Origin of the sequence: Sorangium sp. So ce1335 (assembly GCF_051521615.1) — a bacterium.
GTDB lineage: Bacteria > Myxococcota_A > Polyangia > Polyangiales > Polyangiaceae > Sorangium.
Genome location: NZ_CP150363.1, coordinates 4,292,849 through 4,318,783, shown reverse-complemented (window position 1 = coordinate 4,318,783; position 25,935 = coordinate 4,292,849). Strand labels below are relative to the sequence as shown.

Annotated in this window: 14 protein-coding genes; 7 read left to right on the top strand and 7 right to left on the bottom strand. The window is 75.0% G+C overall.

The genetic code is table 11. The features are described 5' to 3' along the window. Window positions 1-23 precede the first annotated feature (23 nt). The 3 genes from mutS to WMF24_RS15905 all read right to left on the bottom strand — a co-directional run bounded on the left by mutS (window position 24) and on the right by WMF24_RS15905 (window position 7,477). Window positions 24-2,705, bottom strand: a complete 2,682-nt coding sequence (gene mutS / locus WMF24_RS15915; protein ID WP_437737259.1) for a DNA mismatch repair protein MutS — start codon at window positions 2,703-2,705, stop codon at window positions 24-26. Between the two features lie 156 nt (window positions 2,706-2,861). Then, window positions 2,862-5,738 carry a hypothetical protein gene (locus tag WMF24_RS15910; RefSeq protein ID WP_437737258.1) on the bottom strand — a complete coding sequence of 959 codons (2,877 nt, stop codon included), beginning with the start codon at window positions 5,736-5,738 and terminating at the stop codon, window positions 2,862-2,864. Further along, window positions 5,735-7,477 (bottom strand): hypothetical protein, encoded by a 1,743-nt coding sequence (locus tag WMF24_RS15905; protein ID WP_437737257.1) that lies wholly within the window; start codon window positions 7,475-7,477, stop codon window positions 5,735-5,737. Before WMF24_RS15905 ends, WMF24_RS15910 begins: the two co-directional genes overlap by 4 nt. A 429-nt stretch (window positions 7,478-7,906) precedes the next feature. Here WMF24_RS15905 and WMF24_RS15900 point away from each other — a divergent pair, with 429 nt between their 5' ends. From WMF24_RS15900 to WMF24_RS15880, 5 genes are all read left to right on the top strand, one after another. Then, window positions 7,907-9,199: a PP2C family protein-serine/threonine phosphatase gene (locus WMF24_RS15900; protein ID WP_437737256.1), complete on the top strand. Its 1,293-nt coding sequence runs from the start codon at window positions 7,907-7,909 to the stop codon at window positions 9,197-9,199. Window positions 9,200-9,645: 446 nt separating this feature from the next. Next, window positions 9,646-10,683: a hypothetical protein gene (locus tag WMF24_RS15895; RefSeq protein WP_437737255.1), complete on the top strand. Its 1,038-nt coding sequence runs from the start codon at window positions 9,646-9,648 to the stop codon at window positions 10,681-10,683. Between the two features lie 185 nt (window positions 10,684-10,868). Continuing rightward, window positions 10,869-14,969: a serine/threonine-protein kinase gene (locus tag WMF24_RS15890; protein ID WP_437737254.1), complete on the top strand. Its 4,101-nt coding sequence runs from the start codon at window positions 10,869-10,871 to the stop codon at window positions 14,967-14,969. Between the two features lie 33 nt (window positions 14,970-15,002). After that, window positions 15,003-15,770, top strand: coding sequence for an OmpH family outer membrane protein (locus WMF24_RS15885; protein ID WP_437737253.1), 768 nt, complete (start codon window positions 15,003-15,005; stop codon window positions 15,768-15,770). Window positions 15,771-15,840: 70 nt separating this feature from the next. Next, complete coding sequence (locus WMF24_RS15880) at window positions 15,841-17,007, top strand: hypothetical protein (protein ID WP_437737252.1); 1,167 nt, start codon at window positions 15,841-15,843, stop codon at window positions 17,005-17,007. A gap of 40 nt (window positions 17,008-17,047) precedes the next feature. On the opposite strand, the gene WMF24_RS15875 is transcribed toward WMF24_RS15880, so the two are convergent. Together WMF24_RS15875 and WMF24_RS15870 are read right to left on the bottom strand one after the other, a co-directional pair. Continuing rightward, complete coding sequence (locus tag WMF24_RS15875) at window positions 17,048-18,112, bottom strand: PEGA domain-containing protein (RefSeq protein ID WP_437737251.1); 1,065 nt, start codon at window positions 18,110-18,112, stop codon at window positions 17,048-17,050. Window positions 18,113-18,287: 175 nt separating this feature from the next. Continuing rightward, the gene (locus WMF24_RS15870) at window positions 18,288-20,402 is read right to left on the bottom strand and encodes a hypothetical protein (RefSeq protein ID WP_437737250.1); all 2,115 of its coding nucleotides are present in this window, start codon (window positions 20,400-20,402) and stop codon (window positions 18,288-18,290) included. Between the two features lie 64 nt (window positions 20,403-20,466). Between WMF24_RS15870 and WMF24_RS15865 the strand changes: the two genes are divergently transcribed. Beyond that, window positions 20,467-20,901, top strand: coding sequence for a hypothetical protein (locus WMF24_RS15865; protein ID WP_437737249.1), 435 nt, complete (start codon window positions 20,467-20,469; stop codon window positions 20,899-20,901). 77 nt (window positions 20,902-20,978) lie between these two features. Continuing rightward, window positions 20,979-22,532 carry a hypothetical protein gene (locus WMF24_RS15860; protein ID WP_437737248.1) on the top strand — a complete coding sequence of 518 codons (1,554 nt, stop codon included), beginning with the start codon at window positions 20,979-20,981 and terminating at the stop codon, window positions 22,530-22,532. 68 nt (window positions 22,533-22,600) lie between these two features. Here the strand turns inward: WMF24_RS15860 and WMF24_RS15855 are convergent, their stop codons facing one another. Beyond that, window positions 22,601-23,182 carry a hypothetical protein gene (locus WMF24_RS15855; protein ID WP_437737247.1) on the bottom strand — a complete coding sequence of 194 codons (582 nt, stop codon included), beginning with the start codon at window positions 23,180-23,182 and terminating at the stop codon, window positions 22,601-22,603. Further along, window positions 23,182-25,932, bottom strand: a complete 2,751-nt coding sequence (locus tag WMF24_RS15850; RefSeq protein WP_437737246.1) for a type VI secretion system Vgr family protein — start codon at window positions 25,930-25,932, stop codon at window positions 23,182-23,184. The genes WMF24_RS15855 and WMF24_RS15850 overlap by 1 nt, the downstream gene beginning before the upstream one ends. Between the last annotated feature and the right edge of the window lie 3 nt (window positions 25,933-25,935).

Here is a 25,935-nt window from a genome sequence, read left to right as displayed (position 1 = left end):
GCCGGCCGCGCCCGCGCCGCGGGTCACTTCGCGCCGGCGCCGAGCAGCCCCTTCAGCTTCACGACGAGCTTCAGCGCGTCGAGCGGCGCGAGCCGGTCGACGTCCACGGAGCGCAGCGTCTCGACGACCGCCGCCTGCTCCGGCGGCACCGCCGCCTGCGCCGGGGCGAACAGGTCGAGCTGCGCGGCGCCCGAGCGCGAGCGGCCCCGCAGCGAGGCGTGCTTGCCGCCCGGCAGCGCGGCGCCCGACTCCAGGGTCGAGAGGATGGCGCGGGCGCGCGCGAGCACCCCCTCGGGGACGCCCGCGAGCCGCGCGACGGCCACGCCGTAGCTGCGGCTCGCGGGGCCCGCCTCGAGCTTGTGCAGGAAGATCACGTCGTCGCCGTGCTCGCGCGCGGCGACGGAGTAGTTCGCGATGCCCGGCGCGCGCGCGGAGAGCTCCGTCAGCTCGTGGTAGTGCGTCGCGAACAGGGCGCGGCAGCCGATCGCCTCGAACAGGTGCTCGGCGACCGCCCAGGCGATCGCGAGGCCGTCGTACGTGCTCGTGCCGCGGCCGATCTCGTCGAGGATCACGAGCGATCTCCGCGTCGCGTCGCGGAGGATCTCCGCTGTCTCGCGCATCTCCACCATGAACGTGCTCTCGCCGCGCGCGACGTTGTCGCTCGCGCCGACGCGCGAGAGGATCCGGTCGACGAGGCCGATCTCCGCCTCGCGCGCCGGCACGAAGCTGCCCATCTGCGCGAGCACGACGATGAGCGCGACCTGGCGCATGAGCGTCGACTTGCCCGCCATGTTGGGGCCCGTGATCAGCCAGAGCCGCTCGCCCGCGAGGTCGAGGCGGGTGTCGTTCGGCACGAAGTTCCCCGCGGCCGCGAAGCGCTCGACGACGGGGTGGCGGCCGTCGCGGATCGCGATCGCGTCGCCCGCGGTGACGTGCGGCCTCACGTAGTCGTTGCGGTGGGCGACGTCGGCGAGGGCGGCGGCGACGTCCCACGCCGCGAGCCGGCGCGCGAGGGCGCGGAGCCGGCCCTCGCCCTTCGCGACGAGGGTCCGGAGGCGCTCGAACAGCGCGGTCTCCCGCTCCAGCGCGCGCGCCCCGGCGTGCTCGATCTTGTCGGCGAGCTCGTCGAGCTCGTCGCTCGTGTAGCGCTCGCCGGTCGCGACGGTCTGCTTGCGGCGGAAGGTGTCCGGGACCTTGCCGAGGTGCGCGCGCGTGACCTCGATGTACCAGCCGAACACGCGCGTGTACTTGACCCGGAGCGACGGCGCGCCCGTCTGCGAGCGCAGCTTCGCCTCGAGCGCGAGGATGAGCTCCGTCGCGTTCTTCTCCACGGCGCGCGCCTCGTCGAGCTCCTTGTCGTACCCCTCGCGGAAGACGCCGCCCTCGCGCGCGTTCGGCGGCGGCCGTTCGACGAGCGCGGCGGTCAGCTCGGCGCCCACGTCGGCGACGACGTCGAGCGCCGCCGCCTCGGCGAGCAGCGGCTCCGAGAGGTCGGGGATCGACCGGACCGCGGCGACCGCCGCCGGGGCGGCCGTGAGGCCGTCGCGAAGGCAGCCGAGGTCGCGCGGCGTGGCCTCGCCGAGGAGCGCGCGGACGCTGAGGCGCTCGAGGTCGCCGACGCCGCCGAGCGCCTCCCGCAGCTCGCCCCGGGCGCGCGGGTGCGAGACGAAGAGCTCCACCTCGTCGAGGCGGCGGCGGATCGCCGCGACGTCGGCGAGGGGCGTGAGCAGGCGGCGGCGCAGCAGGCGGGCGCCGCCCGGGGTGACCGTGCAGTCGATGACGTCGAGCAGCGAGCCGCGACGCCCGCCGTCCGCGGCGCGCACGAGCTCGAGGTGCGACTGCGCCGTCTCGTCGATGCGCAGCGTGCCCGAGGTGTCGTGCGGGGCGATGCGGCGCACGGGGATGCGCGCGCCGGGGCTGCAGCGGCGCGCGAAGCGCAGCGCCCGCGCCGCCGCGCGCACCGCCGGGAGCGGGTGCTCGGCCAGCGCCGCCGCCGAGATCGGCTCGATCGCGGCGTCGTCGAGGATCGACGCGACGAGCGCGCTGTCGAGCTCGTCGTCGTCGCGCAGCGCCGCGCGGCAGGAGAGCGACGCCGCGGCGGCGCGGACGTCGGGCAGATCCCGGGCGATCAGCGCCTCGCGCGGGTCGGCCCGGGCGAGCTCCGCGAGCAAGCTCGCGGCGTCCGGGATGGAGGTGGCGGAGAGCTCGCCCGTGGAGAGATCGAGCAGCGAGAGGCCGTACGGCCCGCCCGTCGCGCCGGCGTCGCCGCGGCTCACGCCGCCCCCGTCGACGGCCGCCAGGTAATGGTTGGCGCGCGCGTCGAGCTGCTCGGTCTCCGTCACGAGCCCCGGCGTGACGACGCGCACGACCTGCCGCGGCACGAGCCCCTTGATCTTCGAGGGATCCCCGCACTGCTCGCAGATCGCCACCTTGTGGCCGAGCGCGAGGAGGCGCGCGATGTAGCCGTGCGCCGCGTGGTGCGGGACGCCGGCCATCGGCACCTCGTCGGGCTCACCCTTGTTGCGGGCCGTGAGCGTCAGGTTCAGCGCGCGCGATACGAGGACCGCATCGTCGTTGAACATCTCGTAGAAGTCGCCCATCCGGAAGAAGAGGATCGCGTCAGGGTGAAGCGCCTTCGCTTCCTCGTACTGGCGCATCACCGGCGTCAGCTTCTTCCGGGCCGCAGGCTGCTCGGACGGATGCATCGCCGGCGTTCTAATCGCGACGACCGGTGAGGTCTACGCGGGACGCGCGCGTTTACCCCGCGGTTTTCGTGGAAATTTCGGCTTTGGATCCGGAATGCCCGGGCCGGCCGGCGCGTGGAGGACGCGCGCGTTCGGCGCGCGGGCCCGACGAGCGGCTCAGTTGAACCGGCGCGTCGCGCCGACGCTGCGCGCGTTCAGCAGGATCAGGCCTTCGAACGAGCCGTCGGTGATCGCGAGCTCCCCCGTCGCGGGGACGAGCCGGATGGCCTGCGGCTGGATCTCCGCCTGGTCGCTGAGCTGCACGAGCAGCGGCCTGAACGCCCCCTGCGTGATGAAGCGGAACTGCATGTCCTGCTCGGGCACGCCGCCCGTGACCGCGAAGCGGAACATCGGGTTGACGAACGCGCCGAGGTCGCCGTCGGTGACGCGGCCGTCGTCGCGCGTGTGCACGACGCGCCCGTTGAGCCGCGCGAGGCGCTCGTCGCAGGCGTTGCGGCACCTGCCCGTGTCCGGGTCGGCGACGACGTGGTGCAGGAAGCCTGCGCCGCCGCTCTGGACCACCCACTGGCCCGCGGCGCGGACGCCGAGCTGCACCTCACCGCCGAAGCAGCACGCGGCGAACGCGACCTCGTCGACCGCGGGGTCGCGCGACTCGAGCGTGAGGTGGTCCTCGTACGCCTCGACGACGCGGAGCCCCGGGCGCGACGTGATGACGCTGCCGTATTTCGCGTTGCAGCTCTCGAACGAGCAGACCGACGACTCGAGGTTCTCCCAGTAGTCGGCGTCCTCGGCGGGGAGCGCGGACGTGATCTGCACGAAGTCGGCGAGCTGCGCGGCCCGGGCCGCGGCCTCGCGCTCCTCGACGCCAGCGGCGAGGAGCTGCTCCTCGACGCTCGCCCGGCTCTGCACGCCGCGGCGGCAGAAGCGCGCGTCGGCGCTCCTCACCGCGCCGTCCTCCTCGTCGAAGCGGACGAACGTGCGAGCGAACCCGGGGAGCACGCCCTCGTAGGTCACCGTCCACGTCTCGTTGGCGAGGTGCACCCGCGGATCCTCGAGGTTCATCGACAGCGCGTGCTGCGGCTCGCCGGCCCTCAGCACGAGCCCCTGCTCGTCGACGAGGGTCTGGCCGCTGTCGGCCGCCTCGATCGTCTCGCGATCGGCGCCCACCGCGAGGGTGAGCGGGGGCGCGTCCCCGGGCGGGAACGTGGCGCGCATCTTCGGGCTCTCCGCGGAGAACGGGACGACCGAGCCGGCGCGGTCGAAGAGGATCGGCAGGCCCTGGACGCCGGGCTCGAGCTGGCCGGCGCCGTCGCTCGTCGCGATGTAGTTCGCCGAGCGGAGCGTGTGCGGGGAGACGACGTTGCACGAGACCTCGCCGCTCGTCGCGAGCGGCGTGTCCCCGTCCGACGCGCCCTCGGCGCAGCCCGCGCGCGCGCCGCCGATCGCGGGCCCGCGGCAGGCCGCGTCGAGGTCGTCGACGTCGACGAGCGCGACGTCGCCGTTCGTGAGCACGAGGTAGGCGAACGAGCCGCGGAGCTTCAGCGGGCCGGCGCCGGCGTCGCGAGCGGCCGACGTACGGTACAGCGTCTCGATGTCGCACGAGGCGACGCTGCTGTCGCACGTCCTGAGGCGCGGATCGGGGTCGCACCGGATCCCCTCCGGCGCGACGCCGGTCGCGGGGAGGCTGGCGGGGGCCTCGCGCTGGACGACCGCGAGGTCGCGGACGGGCGCCGGGAGGCGGATCCGGTCGGGCGGCTGGAACGGGTTCCACTCCGGGTGGGGGCGCGAGAGCGGCGCGCGGCTCTCGGCGCCGTCGCTCACGTCGAAGACCATGACGCTGCCGTCGCCAGCGTCGACCGCGTAGAGGAAGCGGCGGAAATCGGGCGGCAACGCCGGGCTGACGGCGATGCGGCTCGTCGTGACGACGCGCTCGGGGTCGAGCGTCGACGCGGGCAGGAGCGGCGGCAGCTCGATCGGGTCGCAGGGCGACGGGAGGTCGACGACGTGGATCACCGGCGCGTCGAGGTCGGCGACGAACAGCCGATCACCCGCCAGCGCGAGCCCCGCGGGCCGCGGCGCCTCGACCGACTGCGCCGGACCGGCAGAGGCCGACGGCGCGACGCACTCCGGGCCGTGCGGCGCGACGTCGGGCGGCGCGGCCGGCGGGAGCGAGACCTGGAGGGGGACCCATCGCTCCACCTCGCACGGCGCGAACCCGCCCTCGGCGTACCGCTCGTCCTCGAGGAGCGTCTGCGCGTCGATCACGGCGAAGCCGCCGAGCTCGGGCAGGGTCACGAGGAGCTTCTGCCGGCCGAGCCCTTCGCGGCTCAGGTCGCCGCTCGAGCTGCCGCACGCGTCGTCGCTGGCTTCGGCCTCGCCGGGGCTCGCCGGGTCGATGTCGTAGTCGCTCGAGCAAGAGCTCCGCAGCTTGCCGTCCGGCGCCGCGGGATCGGAGACGAGCAGGATCTCGCCCGGCGGGGAGCCGAGCGAGCAGGACGGCCACGAGCTGAGCGCCGGGACCGGGCAGCCCTCGCGCGGCAGCACCCGCGCCGACGGGAGCGCGAAGATCCCCTCGCGACCCGGCTCGGCGACGGCGACGAAGGACGCGGTGCCGCCCCGCGACGCGACGATGTCGACCGGCTGCGCGCCCACGGGGAGGAAGCTCGCGCCGGGCGTGCCGGGGTCGAGATCGAGGATCGGCGAGCGCTCGCTGGTCATGTCGATGACCGCGACCTCGCCGCGCGACGTCTGCGTCACGAGGGCGTAGAGGTGCGGCAGCTTGGCCCTGCCGCCCTCGGCCTCGTCGACCTCGAAGTCGGTGGGCGTGTCCGCGGTGCGGTACGAGCAGTCCGTGATCGGGAGCGAGCGCAGCACGCCCGGCTTCTCCGGATCGGGCCGGTCGATGGCGAGGCAGACGAAGGCGCTCCGGCCAGACTGCGCGAGGGCCTCGACGTCGACCGGCGTGGCCTCGCCGGCGCACCCGACGAGCGCCAGGACGGAGGTGGGGGCGAGGAGCGCGGCGCGCGGCTTCATTGGGACTCCCGGGGCGGGACCGGCTTGCCCACCGTGAGGATCATCGATCCGAACGTGTTCGCCTTGCGCATGTCGAGGTCGACAGCGCCGAGGTACGAGTCGGTGAAATGCGCGATGTACATGAGGGAGTAGGGTTCACAGACGCCGTCGCCCGGCGCGCAGTCGCAGCGCGCCTTGTCGTCGCCGCACGTGTGGCCCGTGTCGAACGCGATCGCCTGGGGGCCGCGCCCCGTGCGGATGACGGCGTCGATGCGGCGCGCCTCCGGGTCGTAGGAGAACGCGAGCCCCGAGTCGAACGCGACCGCGATGACCCTGCGGTGGCGGGCGCCGTCGGCGCCGATCACGTCGCCCACCTCGACGCGGGACGGGTAGGCCGCGAGCGGCACGGCGTCGCGGATCGCGATCGTCTCGTACGCGGCGGCCCAGCGGCCTTCGGGCTCGTCCGACGCCTGCTCGACCAGCGTCGTGGTGAGCTCCCCGATGAGCAGCGAGTTCGGGAAGCGGTGCGCCACGAAGACGCGCACCGGGATCGCCGTGCAGCGCGCGAGGCACTCGAGGTCGTCCCCGCAGGCCGCCTCGCACGCCTGCCGCTCGCCCGCGTCGACCGCGATGCCGCGGGAGTCGGTGCCGCTCGCGACCGCGCTGATCCGGGTCGTGGTCGACTGGAACAGGAGCGCCGGCGCGGACTGCTGGATCTCCTGGTACCGGAGCAGGTCGAGCTGCGGCGCCGCGACGTACGTGAGCGCGAAGGTGGGCTCGTAGTCGATCTCCCTGTCCAGCTGCCTCAGCCGGCTGACGAGGCGCGGGGGCGGCACGGCCGCGAGCTCCGTCGGCCCGGCGGCGAGATCGGTGAGGACCGCGGCGAGCTGCGGCCGCGTGGCGCCGCCCGCCGGCGCTGGCACCCACGGGTTCACGATGGCGCTCACGATGTTCTCCGTCTGGTGCGAGACGATGACGCTCGCCCCGTCGGGGCCCGCGGCGATGCCGAACGGCTCGAGCGGGAGCTTCCGCCGGATGAGCTCCTGGCCCGGGTCCTCGCCGATGCGGTGGTCCCTCGCGCAGCGCCCGCCCGTCGAGGCCGCGCCGCAGTCGAGCCGAAAGCAGGCGTCGCCCTCGCAGCGCTGCGCCGCGGGGGCGTCGATCCGGTCGTCGGCGACGTCGAAGAAGGTGATGGATGGGTCGCCGCGGACGGGCACGAAGAGCCGCGCGACCGGGCCTCCGGCCGCGGCCGGCTCGGCGTCGGGCCCGGGGAGCGGCCTGTGCACGAGGACGGCGTTGGACGCGAACGCGCCGATCACGGCCGAGCTGCGGACGATCTCCTCGTCGCCGTCAAGGGCGGAGACGTCGAGCGGCCCGCACGGGCCCGGATAAAGGAGCGGCGCGGCGTTGGGGCCGAGGCCCGCCGCCTCACACGCCGCGCTCACGCTGGCGCCGGCGCCCGCCTCGCCGGGGTTGAGCGACGCCTGGAGGCCGAGCGCCCGCCGGCGCAGCCGCTGGAGATCCAGCGCCTGGACCGTGCCGCCGTTGAACTGGAGATCGAAGTCCGAGTTCGCGACGTAGAGGACCCGCCCGCCGGGGGACGCCGCGATGCCCGCCGGGAAATAGAACGCGTCGACCGGCGGCGGGAGGCCCTCGCTGTCCACGAAGCAGCCGGCCACCCCGAGCCCGCCCACGATCGAGGCCGCGAGGCCTGCACCAAGAATGCGAGGTGTCCGGAGAAGTGCGCAGGCGAGCGTCATGCGGGCGCGGAGACTAGTCAGCACCACGAGCACTGGCAACCCGCTCCAGGAGTTCGTTTGCGGCGGACGCGCGTCGAACACGCCGGAACCAGCGCCGCCGCGACGTTGGGCGCCCGACGACGGCGGGCGCGCTGCGCGCGGGGCGCAGGCCGGGCCCGGCGCACGCGCACGGCTCGGCAGACGCGACCTCCCCGCGGCGCTCGCTGTGGCGTCCGCCCGCCCCCCGTCTCTCTCTACAACTGCGGCAGGACGCGCAGGCGCCCTCCTGCGCCGGCAGGCGCCGAGGTGCGCCCTCGAAGCGCCGCTGTGCCGGCCGAGGACCAGGAACGAGCGCCGTCGTCCGTCCCCCTGCATGTTGATCTCGGAGACGCGGCGCGCCTTTGCTACGTTGGTCGCCGGGACATGGCCGATCTCGCAGCCGCCCTTGTCATGGGAATCGCCCTTCTCGGGCTGATCTATTGGTATTTTCGTTCAAACAACGGCGACCGGGCCCGGCCCCGCGCGGCGATCGCGCCGTCGCAGGGTGGCCCAGGAGCCCATGCCCTCGACGAGGGGGAGGCAGATCTCGAAGGTTCGACGACGGGGGCGGGCGCTGTCGGCGCCCAGGACGGGACGCGCGTGCCCGCGAGCGAGAGCTCGCACGCGAAGGCCGCCGGGGCACAGGGCCGCGCAGAGCGGGTCTCCGGCGCCGACTGGAAGCGCACCACCGGGTCGTCGCGCCGCGACGACGACGATGACGCCTTCGATGACGACGACGACCTCACGCTGATCACGCTGGCGCCGCCGGAGGTGCTGCAGAGCGCGATCAAGCGCCCGAGCGCCCCGTCCTACGGTGGCGACGACGACGACGACGACGACGAGCACGAGCGCGAGGAGCCCTCGGCCGTCCCCATCATCTACGACGACGAGGCCGCGGTCGACGAGCCGACCAGCTCGTCGCCGCTCCTGCTGATCAGCGCCGTCGGACAGACCGATCCCGGCCAGAAGCGCAAGAAGAACGAGGACTGCTATCTCTGCCTGGACGAGCACTACCTGTTCGCCGTGGCGGACGGCATGGGCGGGCACGCGGGCGGCGACGTCGCCAGCCGCCTCGCCGTCGACACGATCGCGCGGGCGTTCCGGGACCAGTCGTTCGTGGACGGCGAGGCGGAGCGCGCCTACCCCGATGTCCCGCGGCGCGGCAGCGAGCTCGCGGTCGCGATCCAGCGGGCGAACCAGGCCATCTACGAGCGAGCCCACGCCGAGCGGAGCCTCACCGGCATGGGCACGACCCTGGTCAGCGCGCGCTTCTCCCCGAACAAGCAGCGCCTCTACATCGGCCACGTCGGCGACAGCCGGTGCTACCGCCTCCGCGACAACGAGCTGACGCAGCTCACCACCGATCACACCATGGGCGCCGCCGGGATCACCGGGCCGATGGCGAACCACCTGAGCCGGGCCATCGGGATCTCTCCCGCGGTCAAGGTCGACCTGATCATCGCGCGCCCCCACCCCGGCGACGTCTACCTCCTCTGCTCCGACGGCCTCTCGAAGATGGCGACGCACGAGGCCATCCGCGACATCCTCCTCGCCGAGCCCGATCCCGAGAAGGCGTCCCAGGCGCTGATCGAGAAGGCGAACGCGGGCGGCGGGCGCGACAACATCACCGTCATCCTCGTCCGGGTCAGCGATCCAAAGGACCTCGCCCGCCTCGCCTCGCGCGCCGGCGCCGGCGCCGGCTGAGCGCTCGCCCGGCCCCTCCTTACTCTCCCCCCTCGCACCGTCCCGACCGATCCCCGCGCGGCGCCAACGCGCGTCGCGCACGCGCGGCGGAACGCGGCCGCGCGCTCCTGCTCAGCGCGTGATCGGCGCGCGTTCATCCCGGTTTGCAGTCTCTTACGGACAACGTCCCTCGTTTGCCAGGAAGGCAGATGCGGCGGCGCGGCGGGCCACGGAGCGGCCATATATGGGCGCCGGCGCGAATCGTCACGAATAACGCTCACGCGCATTCACAATCGCATTGCGATCTCATTACGTCATAGCGCGCTCGATTCTCACGCATACGACGCCTGCCCGGGCTCGAGATCGCTTAAAAAGAAGCGTCATGCGCTCTTGACGCGCTGCGATTCGAGCGCTCTGAATGGCGGCCATCAACGAACGACTCGCTCAGTGGAGCCATCGACCCGGGAATGCGACGAGCCCTTCTCTTCAACATCGTTTTCATGTCTCTCCTGCTCGGCGCGCCCGCGCTCGCCGCGGAGCCGGCGCGCCGCGTCCTGCGATTGCAGTACAGCGAGGATGGGCGAGCGGCGTCGTGCCCTGGAGAAGCCGCGCTGCGCGAGCAGATCCAGGCGCGCACGGGGTACGACCCCTTCCGGGAGGATGCGCCCGAGGAGGTCGGCGTCGAGATCGTCTCGCGCGGCGCCGACCTCGTGGCGAAGATCAGGTACCGGGACGCGGGCGGGAAGGTCTCCTCGGAGCGCGAGTTCGACGCTCCGAACGACGATGCCGCGTGCAGGTTGCTCACGAGCTACACCGCGCTCTCGATCGCCTTCACCCTGACGCCGTTCGGCCTCGACGAGCGCGCCCCCGCGGCGACAGCGCCTCCCCCCGAGGTCGCGCCGCCGGCCCCGCCGCGGGCGAGGCGGCCGGCGCCGCCGCGCCCGGAGCCCGCGATCGACCCCGACACACTCCCGCACCAGACGCAGCTCGGCGCCGGCGGGTACGTGCGGTTCGGAGCCACCAGCGAGGTGCTCGGCGGCGTCTCCTGCATTGCCCGGTCGCGCATGTCGCGGCGCGTGACCCTGGCGATCGAGATCCGGAAACTGATGCCCTTCGTGGCGCCTCTCGGCCGCGAGGGCGCGGATCAGGATCCATCGAGCCCCGGGAGCTCGGGGGAGCCGTCGCCGTACACGGAGTCGCTCCTCTCCGGCGCCCTCGTCTCGTGCTTCCATGCGCGCGCCCCGTTCGTCGGCTGCGGCATCATGGAGGTCAGCATGCTGCTGCTCGCCGGTCAGCCCGGCGCGGACCCCGATGCGGCCCTGCTGATGATGACGCTCGGGCTCCGTGGCGGGGTCGAGGTCCCGCTGACCGACTGGCTCGGGGTCTATGGCCACGCCGAGCTGCTCCTCACCGCGTTCCGGCTCCGGGACACCCCCGCCGTCGGCGCCCCGAGGACCCCTCGCCTGGCCGCATCGCTCGGCGCCGGGCTGCTCACGGGCTTCTGAGCGCGGAGGCGCACGGCGCGGAGCTCGGCCCAGGCCGCCCGGCGGCGCACGTCCGCGCCGCGCGGTTGGAACCAACGGCAACCGACGGCAACCGACGGCAACCGACGGCAACCGACGGCGACCGACGGCGCGGAACGCCTTCTCTCTGGCACGAGGCTGCGAAATTCGCGTAGCCTTCCCTGACGGTGCTCCGGGAGTTCACCGATCCGACCGACCGCTTCATGATCGAAGCCCGCAGCCGAAGCGGCGGCATGGGCGATATTTTCAAGGGCACCGACCAGACGACCGGCGCCCCGGTCGCGATCAAGATCCTTCGCGCCGCCGCGTCGCCCCAGGAGCGCGCCCGCTTCGCGCGCGAGATCGCGATCCTCGCCGATCTCCGGCACCCCAACATCGTCCAGTACATCGCCCACGGCACCTGGCTCGACGGGCGCCTGTTCTTCGCGATGGAGTGGCTCGACGGCGAGGACCTCGGGCAGCGCCAGCGCCGCGCGCCGCTCGGGCTGCGCGACTCGGTGGAGGTCGTCCGTCGCAGCGCGGCCGCCATGGCCGCCATCCACGCCCGCGGCGTCGTCCACCGCGACCTCAAGCTCTCCAACATCTTCCTCGTCCGGGGCAAGGGCACCGCGATCAAGCTGATTGACTTCGGGGTCGTGAAGCTCGCGACCCCGGACGACTGTCCCACGGAGCGCGGCACGATCATCGGCACCCCGCACTTCATGGCGCCCGAGCAGGCGCGCGGCGAGCCGGTGGACGCGCGGGCCGACGTGTACTCGCTGGGCTCCGTCCTGTTCCGCCTGGTCACGGGCAGGAACGTGTTCGAGACCGAGCACGCGATCGCCCTGCTCGGCCGCCTCGTGCTCGAGGATCCGCCCCGCGCGCAGCAGATCCGCTTCGACGTGCCGGAGGCGCTCGACGAGGTGATCACCCGCGCCATCGCCCGCGATCGCGAGAAGCGGTACGAGAACGGCGGGGAGCTGGCGCGCGCGCTCGCGCGGGTCGGGGAGCTCAACAACGACCCGCCCGCGACAGACAGGTCGGCCTCGGCGGTGCGGCGGGCGGCCGCGCCGGAGATCAGGGCGACCCCGGCGAGCCCGGCTGGATCGGGCGACGAGCGGCCGCAGACGCGGCTCGCCACGAGCGAGCGGCGCGTCGTCGCCTGCGTGCTCTTCGAGCTGGGCGCCGGCCCGCTCCGCCCCGAGGTGGACGCCGCGCTGCGCGAGGTCCTCGGCGACGACGCGCGGCTCGAGCCGCTCCTCAGCGGGAAGATGGTCGCGGTCCTCGGCGTCGAGCGCTCGCGCGGCGACGAGGCGATGCGCGCCGCGCGGGCGGCGCTGACCGTGGCGCGGTCGACGCCTGGCGCGCGGGTCTCGGTCGCCGTCGGGCACGCGGTCCGCGGCCGCGCGAACCTCGCCGGCGAGGCGCTCGAGCGCGCGGCGCAGCAGCTCGAGTCCGCCGTGCCCGGCGCGGTGCGGATCGACGCGTACGCGACCGCGGCGCTCGAGGGGCGGTTCGTGGTCCAGGAGGACGCGCGGGGCGGCGTGCTCCTGCACGAGGACGCGACCGGCTTCGACGCGCGCAAGCTGCTCGGGCGCCCCTCGCCGACCATCGGGCGGGAGCACGAGATCGCGAGGCTCCAGGGCATCTTCAACGACCTCGCCGAGGACGGCGTCCCGCGCGCCGCGCTCGTGACCGGCCCCGCGGGCATCGGCAAGAGCCGCGTCCGCGCCGAGCTGATCCAGCGCCTCGACATGGCGCCGCACGCGCCCGTCATCCTGCTCTGCCGCGGCGATCCGATGAGCCAGGGCTCGGGCCTCTCGGGGCTCGGCCGCGCGCTGCGGGCGCTCATGGGCATCCACGACGGCGAGCGCCGCGAGGACCAGGTGCAGAAGGTGAGCGCCCACGTGGCGACGCGCCTGGCCCGCCCGCTGCGCTTCCTCGCCGCCTTCATCGGCGAGCTCACCGGCGTGCCGTTCCCCGACGACGGCAACGAGCCGCTGCGCGCCGCGCGCGAGAGCCCGCAGCTCATGGAGTCGCGCATGCGGATGGCGATCGAGGCGTTCTTCCGCTCGAAGTCCGAGGACACGCCGCAGATCCTCGTCATCGAGGACATGCACTGGGCCGATGGCACCACCATCGCGCTCGTCGACTGGCTGCTCGGCTGCCCCGACCTCCGCTTCGGCGTCTTCGGCTTCGCGCGCTCCGAGCTCTTCAGCCGGTTCCCGGCGCTGTGGGCGCAGCGCAACGTGACCCGGCTGCCGCTCTCGCCGCTGTCGCCGCAGGCCGCGGACCGGCTCGTGGCGACCGCCCTGCCCCAGGCCGATCCGGCCATGCGGGGCGCGATCGTCCAGCGCGCCGGCGGCTACGCGCTCTTCCTCGAGGAGCTCATCCGCCACGCCGCCGAGGGGCGCGACGACGTGCCGCTCAGCGTGCAGGCGCTCGTGCAGCTCCGCGTCGACCGCATGTCGAAGGGGGTGCGCGAGGCGCTGCGCGCCGCGTCCGTCTTCGGCCAGGTCTTCTGGACCGGGGGCGTCGAGGCGCTCCTCGAGCGCCCCGTGGGCGCGGAGCTCGCCGAGCTCGAGGCGGGCGAGATCATCGCGCGCCAGATCGAGCCCCGCGTCGCCGGTCAGGCGCAGTGGACGTTCCGCCAGGCGCTCGTGCGTGACGCGGCGTACGCGTCGATCCTCGAGGAGGATCGCGCCGCGCTCCACCTCGCCGCGGCGGCCTGGCTCGAGTCCGCGGGGGACGTCGACCCGGGGCTCGTCGCGCGGCACGCCGAGGCCGGCGGCGACAAGGCGCGGGCCGCGCTGCTCTATGCGCGGGCGACGCGGGGCGCGGTGGCGCGGGGCGCGGCGCTCGACGCGGCGCTCGATCTCGCGACGCGCGGGCTCGCCTGCGGGGCCGAGGGGACCACGCGCGCGATGCTCCTCGTCCACAAGGGGACGATCTGCGCGCTGATGGGCCGCGTCCCCGAAGGGCTCGACGCGGCGGAGGAGGCGGCGCGCCTCGCGCTGCCCGGCTCGGATCTGTGGGGCGAGGCACAGGTGCTCGCGGCGACGTGCCTCGTCGAGGCGGGCCGCAGCGCCGAGGGCGACGCGCGCGCCGCCTCCGCGCTGTCGCCGCAGTTCGCGGCGGCGCTCTCGCCGTCGATCCGCGCCATGCTGCTCGCGTCGCGCGTCCGCGGCCTCGCGGACATGAGCCGGCCCGCCGAGGCGCTCCGCGCGGCGGAGGCGTCGGTCGAGCTCGCGCGCTCGAGCGGCGCGACCGACGCCATCCTCCACACCCAGGAGGCCCGCCTGGCCGCGCTCATCCACGTCGGCGACCTGTCCGCCGCGGTGCAGGCGGGCGCGGCGCTCGTCGCGGAGGCCGATCGCGAAGGCGACGCCGTCGTCGCGACGAAGGCCCGCCTGAACACCGGCTCGACGCTGAACACCCTCGGCCTGTTCGAGGAGGCGCAGACGCTGCTCGAGCGCGCGCTCGTCGACGCGCGGAGCCGGCACCTCCGGGTGCTCGAGGGCTTCGCGCTCCACAACGTGGGCATGTCGTACGCGCGGCTCGGCAACCTCGAGGAGGGCATCGCGTGCCAGCGCCAGGCGGACCGGCTCGCCGACGCGTGCCAGGTCGCGCGGCTCAAGATCGTCGCCCGGCTGTACGAGGCGGTCTTCCTCGTCTGGCGCGGCGCGCCCGGCGACTACGGGACCGCGCACTCCATCGCGCGCTGGCTCTGCGAGGAGACGGCGCGCCACGCGGCCGCGCTGCAGGCGATGGCGAGCTTCGCGCTGGCCCGCGTCCAGCTCGCGCGCCGCGAGGTGAAGGAGGCGGTCGCCGCGGCGCGCGAGGCCGCTCGCCACCTGGACGGCGGGCCCATCGAGGAGTGGAACGACGCGATCCGCCTCACGCTCGTGGAGGCCCTGCTCGCGACAGGGGACGAGGCGGGGGCGAACGCCGCGCTGGACGCCGCGTTCACGGCCCTCGGCGCGCGCGTCGCGGCCCTCCGGGATCCACGCCACCGCGAGGCGTTCGTGCGCGGGAGCGACGACGTCGGGCGGCTCATCGCCCTCGCCCGCGAGCGCCTCGGCCGGTCGCTGCCCGCGCTCTCCGCGCCGGAGGCGCTGCGGGAGGCGGCCTTCAAGCCGCCCGCGGCGGCGCCGTCGCGCAGCAAGATCACGAAGACCGCCGGCGGCGATCCGGCGGCGCAGCGCGGCGGAGGCCCTGCGCAGGGCAAGGAGGCTCACGCCGAGGGCGCGGCGGCTCCGGCGCGCGAGAAGGGCGCGCCACGTTCTTGACGTTGGATGGCCGGGTAGCTAAGGCCATCCGCGATGCAAAACAACGTCTCTGCGCGGCCCTTCGCGCGCTGCTCCACGCTCTCCAGCCCCGCGCGTCCGGCCGGCGCGAGCCCGGGCGCCGCGCTCCCGGCCCGCCCGACCGCGGGCCGCCGGCTCGCGGCGCGCGTCCTGCCGCTGCTCGCCGCCGCGGCGCTGGGCGGCGCGGCGCTCCTGTCGTCCGCGCCCGCGTCGGCGCAGTCGAAGATCGCCGTCGTCGACGTGCGCCGCGCCATGCTGGAGACCGAGGAGGGGCTCCGCGTGCAGGCGACGCTCAAGAAGCTGTTCGACAGCCGCCAGGTGGAGCTCGACACGAAGCAGCGCGTGCTCGCCGACGAGCGCGACAAGCTCGACAAGGAGGCGCAGGCCGGCAAGACGCCGAAGGACGCGCTCCAGCGCCGGTTCGAGACCTGGCAGCGTCAGGCCGCCGAGCTCCAGGCGACGATGGTCGACTACCAGCGCGAGATGCAGCGCAAGGAGAGCGAGCTGACGACGCCGATCCTGCAGAAGGTGCTCGGCTTGCTCCGCCGCCTCGCCGCGCAGGAGGGCTACGACCTCATCCTCGACAAGTCGGCCGCCCCCTACTACCGCGCGGACCTCGAGCTCACCGACCGCGCCATCCAGATGTACAACAGCGGGCAGACCGGCGACGCGGCGCCCGCGAAGGCTGCGCCGCCCGGCAAGGGCGCGCCGCAGGCGGCCCCGGCGAAGCCGGCCGGCCCGGCGCCCAGGCCGGCCGCGCCCGCCACGCCCGCCAGGAAGTAGCCGGATCCACAGCACGGCGGCGCGGCGCGGGGGCGCTGCGCCGCGGCGGCCCTGGCGCGGAGGTGACGCGGTGAGCTCTTGTCGTGTCGGCCGGGGCTCGCGCCTCTTGGCCTGGATCGGGCTCTGTGCTGCCGGCGCCCTCGCGGCGCCCGCGGCGTGCCTCTACCCCGACTACACATTCGACGAGCCCGAGCCTTCGGGAGGCGGCAGCTCGAGCGGGCCCGGGTCGGAGGATTGCTCGAACGGCGCCGACGACGACGAGAACGGCCTCGTCGACTGCGCCGATCCGGCCTGCGGCGACTTCGTGTGCACGACGGCAGTGCCGGAGGGCTGGAGCGGCTACTTCGCGCTGTTCGACGGGGCGCCCGCGATGGACCCGGGCTGCCCTGCCCCGTTCGCCGCGGGGCAGCCGTTCGTCGGGAACCGGGGCCTGTCCGCGCCGCCGGCGAGCTGCACGTGCTCGTGCGGCCCTGTGCAGGGGCAGCGATGCGACCTGGAGAGCATCCAGATCAGCGTCAGCGACGCGCCGTGTGGATCGCCCTGGGTGTGCGCGTGGGATCTGAAGCCGATCCCCGACTGGATGCCCAACGCGTGCGCGGGGCCCGATGGCGTCTTCGGCGGCGGGATGGCCTGCGAGCCGGGCGGCGAGTGCAAGGCGGACCGGGAAGCGCACCCGTGCGTCGCGTCCGTCTCCGCGGCCCCGCTCGAGGCGACCGGCGGGAGCTGCGCGCCGAGCCCCGTGCAGATCGAGGTGCCGGCGCCCCGGTGGACGGGGCTCGGGCGCGCGTGCCCCGCGCCGCCGGCGGGCCAGGGCTGCAACGTCGGCCGGGTCTGCGTGCCCAGGCCGGGCGCGCCGTTCGAGGGCGGGCTCTGCATCGCGAGGGACGGCGACAACGCCTGCCCGCCCGGCGCGTACACAGAGAAGCACGTGTTCTTCACCGAGATCGAGGACGACCGCGGCTGCGAGGACGACTGCGCGTGCGGCGAGCCGTCGAACGGGACGTGCCGGACGACGATCGCCCTTTACGCCGACGCCGAGACGAACACGTGCGAGACGCCGCTGGTCGAGGTCCTCGCTGGAGCGTGCGAGGACGTCGAGGGAAACCCCACGATCGTCGGCCGCAAGGTGACGTCGGCCACGCCCACCGGCGGCGCGTGCGCCCCGAGCGGCGGCACCGCGACAGGATCGGCGCGGGGCGCCGCCCCGAGGACGTTCTGCTGCCAGAGCCAGGGCTGACGGGCCTGCGCGCGCCCGTGCCCCGCGCGGGCGCGCGGCCTCAGAAGCTGCCGGCGACGCTGAGGCCCGCGAGGTCGGCGCCGGGCGCCTGCAGCACGACCGCCGCGCGACCGGCGCCCTCGCCGGCAGCCCGGCGGATCGCGGCCCCGCCGGCGCGCGGCGCCGCCGGGGCGGGGCCGCTGCTCGTCACGAGCAGCGCGATCCCCGCGGCCACCCCGACGACGCCGAGCCCTATCGCGACCTCGGCGACGCCCGTGTAGAGCCGGCCGCGGTCGGCGGTGGGCCGGGCCGAGGGAGGGCAGCTCGTGTCGCCGCCGCACAGCGCGTCGAGATCGCTCAGCGTGCCGGCGCGGAGGCCGAGGAATACACCGCCCACCGCGCCGCTCGCGACGCTGGCGCCGAGCACGACGAGGCCCGGCACCCTCGACGGCCGCGCCGGCGGCGGCCGTGGACCCGCCGCCGGCGGAGCTGCGTCCCGCGGCGAGGCCACGGCCGCCGGCGCCGTGGGCGGCTCGGTGATCGCGACCTCCACGGTCTTCGCGTCGCCCTCCTCGAGCGTCACCGTCTCCCGCACCACCTCGCGGTCGCCGATCCTGGCCGAGACGACGTGCGGCCCGGGGTCGACGGGGATGTCGGCGCTCATCTGCGCGGCGCCGAGCGCCGATCCGTCGAGCAGGATCGTCGCCGTGAGCGCCCCCTGGCCGCGGCGGATCGCGAGCTTCGGGATGCGCAGCTCCAGGCCCTCGATGCGCGCGCCGACGTTGGCCGTGACGTCCTTCGCCCTGGGGTCGCCCTCGGCCGCGGCCGCGGCGATGCGGTAGTTGCCGAGCGCCGAGACGAGCCTCCCGAGCCGCTCCTCGCACTCGGCGATGTTGAACAGCACCTGCGGCGTGCGCCGCACGCTCGCGACCGCGTGGAACCTCGCGAGCGCCGCGGCGCAGTTGTTCGCCGCGCTCAGCGCGACGCCCTCCTGGAAGAGCGCCCGCGCCTCCGCGAGCTCCTCCCTGGTCTGGGCCCCCGAAGGAGGCGCCGCGAGCACCGCGGCGCCGAGCGCCGCGGCCGCGAGGATCTGCCTGCCGCTCTTCCGAAGTCCGCGCTGATCCATGCTCCCCCTCGGCGGGCGCCGCGCCCGGCCCAGGCCATGCGTCAGCCGCCGCGGCGCGGCAAGGCCGCCAGCGCGGCGCGGAGGCGGCTTCACGCGGCCGGCAGCAGCGCTCCGCGCGCGGCGCGCGACGCGGGCGGCGGGGCCGCCGCGCGGCGCACCGCCGCTGTCGCCGAGCTCACCCTGCGCGCCGGCGCGGCCGCGTCCAGCGGCCCGGGGCGCCCGAGGCGCGCGACGCGATCGGCCGCCAGGCCGCGATCGCCTCCTCCTGGTCCACGACGAAGTCGTGCGGATCGAAGCGCACGAAGTTCCCGGTGCGGGCGATGAGCTCGCGCTGCAGCGACCGGCGCTCGCCCGGCGTGACGCGGCCCGCGTCGAGCTCGTCGAGCACGACGTCGGGCGTGTACGGGAGCCCGCGCCGGTACCGCGCGCCCATGTCCCAGCCCTGGCAGCGCTCGATCCAGAAGGCCCGCCAGCGCGCGGCGTCCACCGTGGGCTGCTCCACGAGCTCCGGCGCCGGCGCCGCGGGCAGGTCGCGCGGGTCGCTGACGATCTGCGCCAGCTTCACCTCGCGCGGCTCGCCCACGTCGGGGTCGGGCGGCTCGGCGACGACGATCTCCTCGTCCTCCACCGCGACCTCCTCCCACAGGTCCGCGCCGGTGATCCGCTCCAGCGCGTAGGCCGCGGCGAGCTTCATCGCCTTGTCCCCGTCGCGCTCGAGCAGGTCGATGAGCAGGGGCACCGACGAGGCCGCGCCCGCCCAGCCCGCGGCGACGATGAGGCCGCGGCGCGGCGCCTCGAAGGCCCGCGCGACGAGGTGCCGCGCGTCCGCCTCGTCGCCCGCGAGCGCGAGCAGGAGCGCCGCCGCGTCACCGCCCTCGGGCGCCTCCATCGCGGCGCGCAGCGTGATCGACGCGTGCGGGTGATCCGAGAGCGCCATGGCCGTCCAGGCGGCCTCGCGGAGCTCGGGATCCGCCGCCGCGGAGGGCGCGAGCGCCCGCTGGATCAGCTCGGGCAAGCGCTGGCTCGGCGCGCAGCCGAGGTGGTACAGCGCGCGCGCCGCGACGGGCGCCGCCTCGTCCGAGGCCGCCGCGATGAGCTCGTCCTCGGTCGCGAGGCCCCGGTACGCGAGGACGTCGATCGCCATCGCGCGGACGAGCGGCTCGGGCTCGCGGAGCAGGCTGCGGAGCGCGAGCGGCAGCAGCTCGTGCGGGACGAGCTTCAGCGCGGCGCCTAGCTCGTCGATGAACGCCCGGTCCCGCTCGCTCCGGAGCAGCGCGTGCTCGGCCGCGGCGAGCGCGTCGCGGCCCGCGAAGCAGCCGAGCACCATCGCGCTCGCGAAGGCGAGGCTCGGATCCTTCACGGGGGCCTCGGCGACGAGCCGCGGCAGGTGCTCGAGCGCGGGCGCCCCGATCGCCGCGATCACGTCGATCGCCGCGAGCATGCGCCGCTCGAGCACCAGCGCGCCGCGGAACGGATCGCCGAGGAGCGGCGCCCGCTGCATGCCGACCATCGCGACCTCCTCGAAGCACTCGCGGGTGCGGGCGCGGAGGAACGCGACGTCGTCGATGGCGGCGCCGATCTCCCGCGCGAAGCCCGGCGGCGGCGCCGGGCGCGCGGCGGGCTCGTCCCCGCGCGGCGCGAGCGGCTGCGCGCCCGCCGCGGCCGGGATCGCGCCGGGCGCGGGCGCGCGCTGCTTCAGCGCCGCGACGGCGGCCTTGAGCTCCTCGAACGTCGTCGGCCGCGGGATCGGCGGCGGCGGCTTCGCCACGAGCTCGGCCGGGGGCGGCTCCGGGACCTTGAGCCTCGTCACGAGCGACGCGCGCGCGACGGCGTGGAGCCGCGGCCGATCGCGGCTCGCCAGGATCGGCGGCGGATCCAGCGGCGGCGCGGGCGGGGCGGCCGCGAGCCGCGCCTCGGCGCGCTCGAGCCAGCCGCGCGCGTCCCGGAGCAGCCCGCCCACGGTCGCGAGGCCCGCGTCGAGCCCCGCCGCGTTGCCGATCGGGATAGCAGCGCTGTCAATTTCCACCATGGCGGCGCGCACGGCGGCGAGGCGGTCGGCGCGGCCGTCGAAGGCGTCGTAGATCGCGCCGAAGGCGCGTTCCAGGGCGCGCGCGGGCCCGGTCAGGTCGATCACGGGCTCGACGTCGTGCTCCAGCGCTCGCGCGGCGCGGCGGAGCGCTGCGTGCCCGCGCTCGAGCGGGTCGAGGGCGGGCGGGGCCATCCCGGCGGGCGCGGAGGGCTGCCCCTCCTGACCGCCGGGCGCGACGAAGGGCAGGTAGGTGAAGGACACGCGCCATGGATACACCTGCGCGGAAGAGGCCCCAAGCTGCGCGCTGAGGTAGCCTGGCGGCGCGATGAAAGATCCCTCGGAGGACGTCGAGGCGTACGCGACGCTGGCCGCCCAGCTCGCGGACCCGGGCGCCGATCGCGCGGCGCTCCTCGCCGCGCACGGGCTGGACGAGGAGCGCTGGGAGGCGCTCGACGACGCCTGGCAGGCGCGCCTCTCCGAGGCGGACGACGACGACGGCGAGGACGTGGGCGTGCCGCCGCTCGTCGCCGCCTTCGCCGAGACGTTCGCGCGGGCCCAGCGCGCCCGCGCGCGGAGCGAGCTGTCGTTCGACCGCTTCCTCGAGGCCGCGCGCGCGTTGAGGCGGGGCACCGACATGGCGACGGTGCTGAGCCGGCTCGACCTGACGCTCGAGGACTACCTGAGCGCGCAGCAGCGATGGACAGCGGCGATGCTCGAGGACGAGGAGCTCATGGCGCGGTTCCAGCGGGCCATGAGGTAGCGGGACGGCCGCGCCGCGGGATCGGCCGGCGCGGCGGGCGCCCTGCTGCGCGGCGGCGGGGGTATGCTGGGGGAGGCATGGTGGAGAGCGAGGGGAACAGCCGATCGATCACGCTCGAGGAGCTCGCCGCGATCGCCGGGGCCCTGGAGGCGGGCGTGCCGCGGGACGAGGCGCTCGCCGGGGCGGGGCTCTCGGTCGAGGCGTGGGAGGCGGGGCGGGAGCGCTGGCTGGCGAAGCTGGCGGGGCAGGCCGCGCGGGGGCAGCTCCGCCCGAGCCAGCGCTACCTGGAGCTCCTCGCGGAGCAGAAGCGCCGCGCCCAGGCCAGGGTGCGCGAGGCGCGCAGGAAGCTGGAGGGGCCGATCCCGGTGGCGCCCGAGGCGCACCTCCCGGCCCTGGGCGGGGCGCAGCCGGAGGGCGCGACGCCGGTGGCCGCCGCGGGGGCGAGCGACGAGGAGATCGCGCGCTCGCCGTGGGCGAGGCCGAGCGCGAACGCGCCGTCGGCGCCCCCGCTCGTGGCTCGGCCGGCGCTGGCCGCGAGCGCGCCGTCGCCGCTGCCTTCGGCGATGCCGTCGCCGGTGCCCGCGGTCACGCCGACACCGTGGCCCCTGTCGATCGAGGAGCCGCCGCCGACGGCGCCGCCGGACCTCGTGGCGCGCCTCGGCGCGCGGGCCGTCCCGCTCCAGGACGCGTTGCCCTTCGTTCACGACGCGGCGAACGCCGCCCCTGGCGAGATGAACGCGGAGCAGGCCGCACCCAGGCTGGACACCACGGTCGCCGGCGCGGTGAGCCCGTTCCGCGCCGACAAGGCGCTGCCCTTCTCGCGCACGGCTCCCGCGGCGCCGAACGACGGCGCCCTGCCCTTCTCGCGCACGGCCCCCGTGATGCCGGCCGACAAGGCCCTGCCCTTCTCGCGCACGGCCCCCGTGATGCCGGCCGACAAGGCCCTGCCCTTCTCTCAACCGAGCTCTCCGCCGCCGACCGACAAGGCCCTGCCCTTCTCTCAACCGAGCTCTCCGCCGCCGACCGACAAGGCCCTGCCCTTCTCGCGCCCTGTCTCTCCTCCGGTGGCCGATGGCGGGCTGCCCTTCTCACGCAAGAGCGCCACTTCCACGGCCGACATCGCGTTGCCCTTCTCGCGCAAGAGCCCTTCGCCGCCGGCCGACAAGGCGCTGCCCTTCTCTCCACCGAGCCCTCCGCCGCCGGCCGACAAGGTGCTGCCCTTCTCTCAACCGAGCCCTCCGCCCGCCCCCCCGCGCACGTCGAGGGACGAGGCCGTGCCACGACCGCCGCCGCTCCCGTCCGCGAGCTGGGCCCTGCCGTTCCAGCAGCCGAGCTCCGGCGACGGGCCGCCCGCGAAAGCGTCGCCCTCCCCGTCCGCCACGGGGGCGCAGGCCGCGGTGGACGCGGCGATGAATCGACGCGTGGAGCGCATCTCGCTCGCGCAGTACGCGCGCATCTGCGCCGACGTGCGGGAGCATCCAGCGCACGTCCAGGAGATCCAGAGCCATTACGGGCTGGATGCGCAGAGCTGGACGGCGCTCCATGCGAGGTGGCACGAGCGCTTTCAGGCCGATCCGGCGCTCAAGGCGCGGTGGCAGGCGCTCGTCGAGCAGAGCGCCGCGCGGCGCTGAGCCGCCCCGCGCGAGCGTCGCGCGCGCCCCCTCGAGCCGCGCGCGCGACGAGCCCCGCCGGCGCCGCGTCAGTTCAGCCGGAGCAGCCGCCCCACGATCCGGAACAGCCCCCGCGACGCGGCGCTGATGCGGCTGCCCACCACCTCGATGTCGCCGTCCTCGCGGATGCGGACCGCGCCCCGGCCCGAGCGCAGCAGCAGCTCCTGCTCGCCCTCCAGGGTGATCGTCGCCGCCTTGAGGTGAAGCGCCCTGGGCCGCTGCGTCGTCAGCGCCCCGACGATGAGCGGCAGCGCGCCCTCGCAGAGCTCGACGAGGACGGCGTCGCCGCGGGCGTGCGCGTCGGCGATCACCTCGGGATCGACCTCGGGCGCGATCTCGGCCTCGACAGGCCCCTCCGCGCCCCGCAGGAGGATCCGCGCGGCCCGCCCGGCGACCGCCGCGACGCGCGCGGTCCGCATCGCGGCGCCGAGCGGCTGCGCCGGCCGCGCCGGGAGCGGCGCCACGGCCGGCGCGGCAGGCTCGGCGAGCACGTCGTCCAGGGTGACGCGCCGGGTCTCGACCGCCTCCTCGGCGCCGGCGTCGGCCTCCAGCTCCTCCACCGCGGGCGACGCGCCAGCCAGCCCGGGACCACCGTCGAGAGGCGCCGCCATCAGACCTCCGAGACCTTCTTCGGGAGCTGGATCTTCGGGGCCAGGAAGGCGACGAGCGGCGAGGTGATCGTGACGCCGCCGCCGTCGACCACCACCTCGCTGGCGCCGCACTTGAAGACGATGGCGCCCTTCGCCTCCACCTTGTGGAAGGCCCCGATGAACGTCGCGGGCCCGACGGCCTGCACCACGTGGGACCCCTTGAGCTTGTCGACGACCGCGCCGCCGACCATCGCGGTGCGCGAGCCGGTGACCGTCTCGCTCTCCCCCGCGCTGCTGAGCACGACGAGCCCCGTCGCCTTCTCGCTCTTCGAGCCTGTGACGCTCTCCGAGTAGGTGCCGAACGCGACTTGCACCGTCGCGGCGCCGACGTCGATCGTCTTCTTGCCGGTCACGTTGTTGTCGATGTCCTGGACCGCGCCGAGCACCTTCATCGACCCGACGTCCTCCTTGTGCGTGCCCGCGACCTTCGCGATCGAGTGCCCCGGCCCCTTCTCGCGGTCTGTCGCGTCGACGCCGTCGACGTTGCCCTCCGGCCCGGCGGCGTTCGCCATCGACTGCCCGCCGCCGCCGCCCGAGTCCATGCCGAGCGCGGAGGCGAGCGCCTCGGGCTGGACGAAGATCCCGCCGGCGAGCGCGTTTCGCGCCGCGTTCGAGGCGATCGCCGCGAGCATGTTCGGCGGGCCGCCGCCGCCCCCTGCGCCGCCGCCGCCCCCTGCGCCGCCGCCGCCCCCCATCGAGGCCGCGAGCTGGCTCGCGCCGGGGATGCCCGAGGCGCCCGCGATCATCCCGGGCATGCGGCTCATGTCGCCGCCCGCGACCGCGCCCATCGCGCCGGCGAGCCCCTGCACCTGCTGCGTCAGCCCGTTGATCGGCGCCATCACCTGGTTGATCGCGCCGTCGACCTGCCCCTGGATCGCCGAGATCGCGTTGTTCGCCATCACGCTCGCGAACTGCACCGCCGCCTGCGCCGCGAGCGCGAGCATCGCCTCGAGCGGGTTGCCGTCCATCTCGAACTGGTTCCCGCCCACCGTCGTCGTCGCGTTGCCCTTCGCCGTGAGCGCCGACACAGCGTTCACCTCGAGGGTGCGGTTGCCGCCCACGCTGACCTTCTGATCGGCGCCGATCGTGTTCGAGGAGCCCTTCGTGATCTTCGTCGTCTGGTTGCCGCCGACCTCGAGCGACGCGTTGTTCCCGATCACCGTCGTCTCGTTGTTGCCGATGTTCTTCTTCGCGTTGTTGGCGGCGGCCGTCTTCATGTCGTGCTGGGCGTGCATCATGATCTCCTCGGCGCCCGCCTTGTCCTCGAAGCGGACCTCGTTGACGCCGCCGCCGCCCGGCGTGCTCGCCGTCCGGATCGCCGTGCGCGTCTTGCCCTCGGGCAGCGCGTACGGCGGCATGAAGACGCCGTTGTACAGGCGGCCCGTGACGATCGGTCGATCGGGGTTGCCCTCGAGGAACTCGACGATCACCTCCCAGTCGACGCGGGGGAGCATCATCGAGCCCGACGTCTGGAGCTGCGCGACCCGCATCCAGCACGAGGCCTTGTCGTCGGTCACGTCGGTCCGGTCCCAGTGGAACTTGACCTTGCACCGGCCGTGCTCGTCGGTGTGGATCGCCTCGGCCTGCGCGCCGGCCGGCGCCACCACCGTCGCGGTCTGCGGCCCCTCGATGAGCGGGATCGGCGTGATGCGCCGCGGCCGGTACTTCACGTCGGCAGGCACGAGGCGCGCCCGCGCCCTGGAGCGCGGCGCGGCGCCCTCGCGCTCGTCGTCGTGGACGAAGGTGTGCGTCACCGAGAAGAGGAAGTACTCGCCGTCGAGCTCGCCGGCGTCCGTGACCGTGAGCTTGTGGCCGACGGCGAGGCGCGGGCACACCGCGTCGATCTCGATGGTGCGCCGCTCGACCTGCTCCTCCTCCAGGCGGATCTGCGCGAGCCGCTCGCCCTCGCTCGGCTCGAAATAGCCGCCCGGGTAGTCGTACCGCTCGAGCTCCGGGCGCTCGCTCGCGGCCGCCGTCACCGTGAGGTCGAGCTGCGGCCGCTCGAAGTCGAAGTCGCGGAGGACGAACTTGCCGGACCGCACCCGCTCCTGCTCGCGGATCGCGTAGATCGCGTCGCGCTCGTCGGCGGCGCTCAGGCCGGTGCGCCGCCGGTACGGCAGCGCGGGATCGCCCGCGATCGGCCCGGCGGCGGTGCTGTCGTCGTCGAAGACGAGGAGCTCCCCCTCGGCGTCCACCTCGACGAAGCTGTAGACGCCCTCGTGCTCCATGAGCCGCGAGATGAACGCGAGCGCGCTCTCCTGGTACTGCACGCAGTACTCGCGCTTCGGGCACTCGCCGCTGAGCCGCCACGCGACGCGGGAGACCCCGTGCTCCTCGAGGACCTGCGCGACGATCTCCTTGGCGCTCATGTCCTGGAAGATGCGCGAGTCGACGCTGCGCGCGAGCAGCGCGAGCGAGGAGACGACGCGCACGGCGTAGCGCGCGCCGATGCTCTCCATGCCGAGCTCGGTCGAGCCGATCGAGGTCGCGGCCTCCACGGTGCCGGCGATGACGCGCGGCTCCTCGCCGGGCGCGCCGAAGGAGAGCACCGCCCCCTTCCCGATCATCGCGTCGAGCTCCTGGTACGTGTGGAGGACCACCTCGACGTCGAGCACGAGCGGCCTGCCCGCCTCGTGGATCGACTCGAAGCGGAGCACCCGGGCCGCCGGGACATCATCGATCGTGAAGTGCGCTACCGTCTGGCGTGCCACGTT

Bases quoted from the DNA above. Each gene is read 5' to 3' on its own strand.
- WMF24_RS15860 (WP_437737248.1), top strand. From the start codon at position 20,979: ATGGTGGAGAGCGAGGGGAACAGCCGATCGATCACGCTCGAGGAGCTC.
- WMF24_RS15905 (WP_437737257.1), bottom strand. From the start codon at position 7,477: ATGACGCTCGCCTGCGCACTTCTCCGGACACCTCGCATTCTTGGTGCA.
- WMF24_RS15865 (WP_437737249.1), top strand. From the start codon at position 20,467: ATGAAAGATCCCTCGGAGGACGTCGAGGCGTACGCGACGCTGGCCGCC.
- WMF24_RS15885 (WP_437737253.1), top strand. From the start codon at position 15,003: ATGCAAAACAACGTCTCTGCGCGGCCCTTCGCGCGCTGCTCCACGCTC.
- WMF24_RS15900 (WP_437737256.1), top strand. From the start codon at position 7,907: ATGGGAATCGCCCTTCTCGGGCTGATCTATTGGTATTTTCGTTCAAAC.
- WMF24_RS15910 (WP_437737258.1), bottom strand. From the start codon at position 5,738: ATGAAGCCGCGCGCCGCGCTCCTCGCCCCCACCTCCGTCCTGGCGCTC.
- WMF24_RS15895 (WP_437737255.1), top strand. From the start codon at position 9,646: ATGCGACGAGCCCTTCTCTTCAACATCGTTTTCATGTCTCTCCTGCTC.
- WMF24_RS15875 (WP_437737251.1), bottom strand. From the start codon at position 18,112: ATGGATCAGCGCGGACTTCGGAAGAGCGGCAGGCAGATCCTCGCGGCC.
- WMF24_RS15855 (WP_437737247.1), bottom strand. From the start codon at position 23,182: ATGGCGGCGCCTCTCGACGGTGGTCCCGGGCTGGCTGGCGCGTCGCCC.
- mutS (WP_437737259.1), bottom strand. From the start codon at position 2,705: ATGCATCCGTCCGAGCAGCCTGCGGCCCGGAAGAAGCTGACGCCGGTG.